Genomic DNA, 6,156 nt, shown 5'->3' with positions numbered 1-6,156 from the left:
CTCGGCGGCTGCAGGTCAGCGGAGTGCGCGAGCTCGCCGACGCCTCGTTGAGCTACAACAGTTTGCCCGGGTGGGACGGCGTTGGCCGGCTCGAGCCCATTGTGCACCTCACGCGCGCAGTCTGGCGGGCTCGCGCGATCGGAGACATGTGGTCGTACATGCTCGTTGCCGAGGGCGCCATCGACATCGCGGCTGAGTTCGACTTGCAGCCCTACGACATGGCTGCCCTGCAACCGATCGTGGAAGAAGCGGGCGGACGCTTCACGTCGGTCAACGGCGAGTCGGGTCCGTGGCACGGCAGCGCGCTCGCCACGAACGGACTCTTGCATGATGAAGTGTTGCGACGACTTCAGGGCTGAGTAGGCTCTGTAGCGTGCGCCGATCGCAGCACCCTCGGCGCCACGTCCACCCCGCCACCCAGAGTTGAATCGAGCACTCATGACTATCGACACGACTACGCGCCTCACTCGCGCTCTTGCCATCGTCGCCATCGCCTCTGCGGGCGTCGCGCTGAGCGGCTGCAGCATCCTTTCTCAGTTCACGGGCGGCGGCACCGCCACTCGTGACGACAGCGGCGAGGTCGTCGAAGGCAACGACAACACCGACGTCTTTACCCTCCAGGTGGGCGACTGCCTCAACGACGCGACGGCCGCTGAGACGGTCGAGACCATTCCCACCGTGCCGTGTGACGAGCCGCACGACAGCGAGATCTACGCCTCGATCATCATGGAGGGCGACGTCTTCCCGGGTGAAGACGCCACGATCGCCCAGGCTGACCAGGCGTGCCTCGACGCCTTCGCGGGCTTCGTGGGCATCGACTACGCCGACTCGCTGTACTACTACAGCTACTACTTCCCGACCGAGGGCAGCTGGGCTGGCGGCGACCGCGAGATTCTCTGCACGATCTACGACGAGGCCGGCCAGACCACGGGCTCGCTGCAGAACATCGGGCGCTAAGCGTTTCGCCCATGACCATGACGCTACGGCGACGGCTACCGACCGCGGTTTTCGCGGCGGCAGCCGTCGCCGTGGCTGTTTCTGGATGCTCACTCTTCGGTCCCGTGGCGTCGAACACGCAACCGGTGCGCGACGACAACGGCGTCATCGTCGACACCAATGAGCAAACCGATGCCTTTGAGCTCGTCGTCGGCGACTGCCTCAACGATGCGAGTGCAACGGGCGAAGTGCAGACGGTTCCGACCGTGCCGTGTGACGAACCCCATGACAGCGAGATCTATTCGGCCCATCTGCTCGGCGAATCGACCTACCGCGGCGACGACGTCATCATCGCCGAAGCCGAATCGCTGTGTCTTCCCGCTTTCGAAGAGTTCGTCGGCGAGCCTTACCTCGACTCGCGCTTTGACTTCAGCTACTACTACCCCACCGAGGCCAGTTGGGCGAACGGTGATCGCGAAGTGCTCTGCGTCATCTACGACCCCGCGGGGCAAGTCACCGGCTCGCTGAAGGGCGTGACCGACTAGCGCTCGTCGCTCACGCGAATGACGGCCTTGCCGCTCACCTGCTGGTGAGCGAGCCGATCGATGAGGGCGAGTGCCCCGTCGAGGGGCGCCACGTCGTCGATCGCCGCACGAAGCGTGCCCTGCGCGAGCATGTCAAGCAACGTCGCGAGATCGGCGCAGTTCTCGCGCTGCACCACGGCGGTCAAGCGGTGCCTGGCCCACGGGTCGAGCATCATGGCACGCAGTTGACGGTCGGCTCCCCGCAGCAGAGGGCCGCCCGACTGATCGGCTCCCACGATGACCAGAGTGCCCCGCTCCGCGAGCGCCTGGCGCAGCACGTGCAGCGCACGGCCATCGGCCGCGTCGATGATGACGTCGAACAGGCCCCAGTCAGCCGGGTTGGGCGTGACGCGATAGTCAATGACCCGCTCGGCGCCCAGCGAGCGAACGAACTCGGACTTCGCGGCACTGGCGACTCCGGTCACGCGCGCGCCCGCGGCAGCGGCAAGCTGGGTCATAAACGATCCGACCCCACCACCCGCGCCGATGATCAGCACGCTCTGGCCCGGCTGCACGCGAGCACTGTCACGCACGGCCTGCAGAGCGGTGCCGGCCGAGACCGGCAGGCTCGCGGCATCCGTCATCGAAACGGTGTCGGGGATGCGCGCGAGTTTGGCCGGCTTCGCCACGACGTACTCGGCGAAGGCGGCCGGCGCGGTGCCGGCCACACGGTCACCGACCACGAAGCCTTCGACCTGCGCTCCGACTGACTCGACGACGCCCGCAAAGGCGAGGCCGATGATCGGCTGGCGAGGCGTGCGCAGGCCGATCACGGCGCGCACGACCAGGGGGTCACCCGTCATGAGGTGCACGGTGCCCGAGTCGGGGCTCACGGCCGCGACGCGCACGCGAACCTCGGCCGGGCCGGCCACGGGAACCGCCGCGGTTCCGATGCTCACGACCTCGACGCCGCCGTAACCGTGTTGCACGATGGCAGTCATTGCGGTGGGGGCGGTGTTTGTCATTCGGACTCTCCCGTGGGTGCTGGTGCTGCCGAAGCGCCCGGGTACGTGAAAACCTCGTCGAGCCGCACACCGAGCGCATACGCAATCTGAAACGCGATCTCGAGCGAGGGTGAGTACTTGCCTTGCTCGATCGCGATGATGGTTTGGCGTGTTACGCCGACGCGCTCCGCGAGTTCGGCTTGCGTGAGCTCTCCGGCGGCGAATCGCAGCGAACGGATGTTGTTGGTCACGCTAGTGGGCTTCACCATGCGGGCACTCCCCGACGGTAGAGGGCGATCTTCGTGACGGTTTCGAGAAGCGCCGACAGGAAGAATCCGAGGTAGAGCACGTTCGCGATCCAGAACGGATCGAGTTCGAGAAGCGCAAAGACGAGTGCCGCGAAAGCACCAGCGACGAGAAAGCCGCGCGACGTGAATTCGGCACGCGCCTTGATCTGCTTGTCGCGAATGTCGGTCTCGTGGCCATCTTTGTGGGTCACGATGCCGACGATGATCGAGACGATAATCATCACGACGATCGATGCACCGATGGTCCACAGCATCGCGTCAACATAGGGCGTCTCGGGCATCGGGGTCTCGGCCGCCCGCGTGAGCAGAACGGTCACATACACGGCGAACGACGCGATCGAGACGACGAGCCCCACCCACGCGACGCGTTCTTCGTAGTTCATGTCGTCAATGGCCACGAGGGCCTCCCTTCGGTCATGTCAAGAATCCTTGACATAACCGAAGGTAAAGCATTGATTACATCATGTCAAGTTTGTTTGACTTTGCTCTTGTGAGCGAGGGCCGCCGGTCGACGTGGCTGCAGCACTGCCGCGGCCAGTCCCGTCAACATGATCGCGCCGCCGATCAACTCGGTCATAGACGGCACTTCGCCTTGAACGAGCCACGCGGCCAGAATTCCCACCACGGGAACCAGCAACGTGAACGGCACGACCGCGCTCGTCGGGTAGCGCGCGAGCAGTGAGTTCCAGATGCCGTAGCCGACAAGGCTCGCGAACACCGCCGTATAGACCGTGCTCGCGATCGCGACCCACGAGAGCCCCGTCAGCGCCTCCCAGACGACCGGGGGTGAATCAACAATGAGTGACAGCGCGAGGGCCGGCAAAGGAACCACGAGGCCCGACCACACGACGAGAGAGAGCCCCGAGCTGGCTTGCGCCCGGCGGGCCAGAACGTTGCCGATCGACCACGACAGCGCGGCGCCGAGCGTGATGATGAGCGGCAACCACGGTGCCGCCTGCGCGTGGCCGATGATCACCAGGGCGAGGCCAACCATCCCCACGAGCACCCCGATGAGCTGCCGCACCGTCGGGCGTTCGCGCAGCACCAGCGCTGCCACGATGAGCGAGAACATCACCTGGGTCTGCAGTAGCAGAGACGCGAGGCCCGGGGGCATGCCCAGCGCGAGCGCCAGGTAGAGCAGAGCGAACTGTCCGAGGCTGAGGAATCCGCCGACCAAGAGCAGTTGACGCCATCCGATGGCGGGCGGCTTCAGAAAGAAGACAGCCGGAACACAGACCACGAGAAAGCGCAGGGCGAGGAAGACGAGAGGAGGAACATCCGCCTGCCCCGCATCAATGACGACGAAGTTGGCGCCCCAAATGACGACGACGAGCAGCGCGAGCAGCGAGTGCCGCAGGCTCACGGCTTATCGACGATCTCCTTGCCCAGCGGCAACAGAGCAACCGGGACCATCTTGAGGTTCGCCCACGCGAAGGGGATGCCGATGATCGTGATCGCGAGGGCGATGGCCGACGTGATGTGGGCGATGGCCAACCACCAACCGGCAAGAATCACCCACACGATGTTGCCGAGCACCGACCATGCGCCCGCCGACGGCTTCTCGACCACCGTCTTGCCGAACGGCCACAGCGAGTAGACGCCGATGCGCCATGCCGCGATGCCCCACGGGATCGTCACGATGAGAACGAACATGACGAGAGCCGCGAGGGCGTAGCCGAGAAAGAGCCAGAAGCCCGAGAGGATCAGCCAAATGATGTTGAGCAGAGTGCGCATGCCTCTAGTCTGGCGGCTCGCCGGGCGAGTCGCGACTCGAGGGGCCGCGCGTTAGAGTCCGAGCGTGGGGTTTGCGGTGCGCATGGCGTCGAGCGCCGAGCCGGTAATCGCGCCGGTCAGCGAAATGCTGGTGCCATTGCACGCGATCAACACGTCTCCGGTGAAGAGGTAGGTCGCTCCAATGCTCGAGACGGCCCCCTCTCCTTCCAATTCGAACGCGGTGACGGTGCCCATCGTGGTTGACGCAAATCCCGCCGCCGAGAGCTCCGCCTGGAGCGACGTGCGCGTGTCGGCCGTGATTGACGCGACAGCGAGAGCAAAGAACCCATCGGAGTTCGGCACGGCCCACGCACACGCGCGGAAAGTCTCGGCGCCGACGAGGGCTCCTGTCACGCCGGGGACGTCGAATCGGACGGGATACTCGGTAGCGGTCATTTCACCGCGAGACTCGGTCGACTCGGAGAACTGAGCCTTCGCGAGCGCCAGGGGCACCAAGGTCTCGCACTCCGGAATCGTCAATGCCTCAACGACCGGCTCGACAGTCGGCTCCACCGTTGGCGTCGGCGACTCTGTCACCGAGGGTGAAGCTTCGGGAGTGGACGGCTCGGCCGCCGGTGTGCATCCTGCCAACACGAACACGATGGCAACAGCGCCGATGAGAACCCGACCAGGCATGAGACATCCTTTCACCACGTGCACACGACAATATCGGCCGTTCGAGCTGAGGCGCCAGGGGCACGTGCAGTCGTGGGTCTCAACAGTGCGTGACAGCAACCAGTGGTGGAGATGGGGGGAATTGAACCCCCGTCCATCGCTGTGAGCCAGAGCCTTCTACGGGTGTAGTCTGCTGAATCGTTCTGCTCGGCTCCGACCTGTGTTGCAGACCCCTAGGTCGACGAGCCCAGCCTCAGTGAAAGTCCCACGTGCACCTGAGACGCAGGCACGCAGCAAGTCTCCTTCATGACGCCAGACACCGGGGCGGAGACGAACCCGGGCTGACGGACTTATCTACTCTGCCTTAGGCGGCGAGAGCGAAGTCGGTGCGCTTAGCATTGGCACCTGTTGTTTGCAGAGATCGTTTACGAGATAACCCTGCATCCTCGACCCGCTTCTCACCGTTTCGCAGGCGATGTCGAAACCGATCATCCCCTCGGTCGCCGCCATCGCGGCCCGACGGATCGGGCGCGCAGCAGGGGCGGGTCGTTGTCACGCACTGTGGAGTTGCCGAGCCCGGGCGAACCGGGCGTTCATGCGCCGTTTCAGACGCAGCCCTACAGTATACGTCACGACCGACCTTCCCTCGAAGGAGCATCCATGACCGCCCTCACTCTCACCGTGCGCGGCAGCGCCCGCGCCGAGCTGGCCCCCGAGCGCGCCACCGTGCGGTTCACCGTCAGCGCCGACGGGGCCGAGCGGGATGCGGTGCTCGAGGCTGCTCGCACCGCCCTGGCCCGCACCACCGCAGCGCTCGAGTCGCACGCCGCCGCGACCACCGCCGCCTCCACCACCGCCACGGCCGCGCTCGAGTGGTCGGTCGACCAGCTCGCGGTGAGCGCCCAGCGGCCGTGGACGAACGATGGCAGCCAGGCGCCGCTCGTGCACCGGGCGAGCGCTCAGGGTCGTGCGGTCGTGCCCGGAGACGGCGCCGCC

General features: G+C 65.6%; 10 protein-coding genes and 1 other RNA gene. 4 read left to right on the top strand and 7 right to left on the bottom strand.

Features of this window, described 5'->3' with window-relative positions; translation table 11 throughout:
- The 3 genes from SFU54_RS00830 to SFU54_RS00820 form a co-directional block, all read left to right on the top strand.
- On the top strand, window positions 1–359 hold a 359-nt coding region (locus tag SFU54_RS00830), incomplete at its 5' end, for an inositol monophosphatase family protein (protein ID WP_319014424.1).
- A 79-nt stretch (window positions 360–438) separates the two neighbouring features.
- Complete coding sequence (locus tag SFU54_RS00825; RefSeq protein WP_319014423.1) at window positions 439–957, top strand: septum formation family protein; 519 nt, start codon at window positions 439–441, stop codon at window positions 955–957.
- 11 nt (window positions 958–968) lie between these two features.
- Complete coding sequence (locus SFU54_RS00820; protein WP_319014422.1) at window positions 969–1,481, top strand: septum formation family protein; 513 nt, start codon at window positions 969–971, stop codon at window positions 1,479–1,481.
- Here SFU54_RS00820 and SFU54_RS00815 read toward each other — a convergent pair.
- The 7 genes from SFU54_RS00815 to ssrA form a co-directional block, all read right to left on the bottom strand.
- A complete protein-coding gene (locus tag SFU54_RS00815; RefSeq protein ID WP_319014421.1) occupies window positions 1,478–2,461 on the bottom strand; it encodes an NAD(P)-dependent alcohol dehydrogenase in 984 nt (327 codons plus the stop codon). The genes SFU54_RS00820 and SFU54_RS00815 overlap by 4 nt on opposite strands.
- 20 nt (window positions 2,462–2,481) lie before the next feature.
- A complete protein-coding gene (locus SFU54_RS00810; protein ID WP_319014420.1) occupies window positions 2,482–2,733 on the bottom strand; it encodes a helix-turn-helix transcriptional regulator in 252 nt (83 codons plus the stop codon).
- Complete coding sequence (locus SFU54_RS00805; RefSeq protein WP_319014419.1) at window positions 2,727–3,170, bottom strand: hypothetical protein; 444 nt, start codon at window positions 3,168–3,170, stop codon at window positions 2,727–2,729. The genes SFU54_RS00810 and SFU54_RS00805 overlap by 7 nt, the downstream gene beginning before the upstream one ends.
- Before the next feature lie 68 nt (window positions 3,171–3,238).
- Entirely contained in the window at window positions 3,239–4,135 is an 897-nt protein-coding gene (locus tag SFU54_RS00800; RefSeq protein ID WP_319014418.1) for an EamA family transporter, read from the bottom strand.
- Window positions 4,132–4,506: a YccF domain-containing protein gene (locus SFU54_RS00795; RefSeq protein WP_319014417.1), complete on the bottom strand. Its 375-nt coding sequence runs from the start codon at window positions 4,504–4,506 to the stop codon at window positions 4,132–4,134. Before SFU54_RS00795 ends, SFU54_RS00800 begins: the two co-directional genes overlap by 4 nt.
- A gap of 51 nt (window positions 4,507–4,557) precedes the next feature.
- Window positions 4,558–5,181 carry a hypothetical protein gene (locus SFU54_RS00790; protein WP_319014416.1) on the bottom strand — a complete coding sequence of 208 codons (624 nt, stop codon included), beginning with the start codon at window positions 5,179–5,181 and terminating at the stop codon, window positions 4,558–4,560.
- A gap of 103 nt (window positions 5,182–5,284) precedes the next feature.
- Window positions 5,285–5,656, bottom strand: a transfer-messenger RNA (tmRNA) gene (gene ssrA / locus SFU54_RS00785).
- 164 nt (window positions 5,657–5,820) lie between these two features.
- Here ssrA and SFU54_RS00780 point away from each other — a divergent pair.
- The coding region (locus tag SFU54_RS00780) for an SIMPL domain-containing protein (protein ID WP_319014415.1) at window positions 5,821–6,156 on the top strand (336 nt) is incomplete at its 3' end.

It is taken from the genome of Microcella sp. (assembly GCF_033763155.1).
In the GTDB taxonomy this organism is placed as follows: Bacteria; Actinomycetota; Actinomycetes; order Actinomycetales; family Microbacteriaceae; genus Microcella.
Note: the sequence above shows the minus strand (reverse complement) of the source record. Positions and strands in the feature narration are given on the sequence as shown.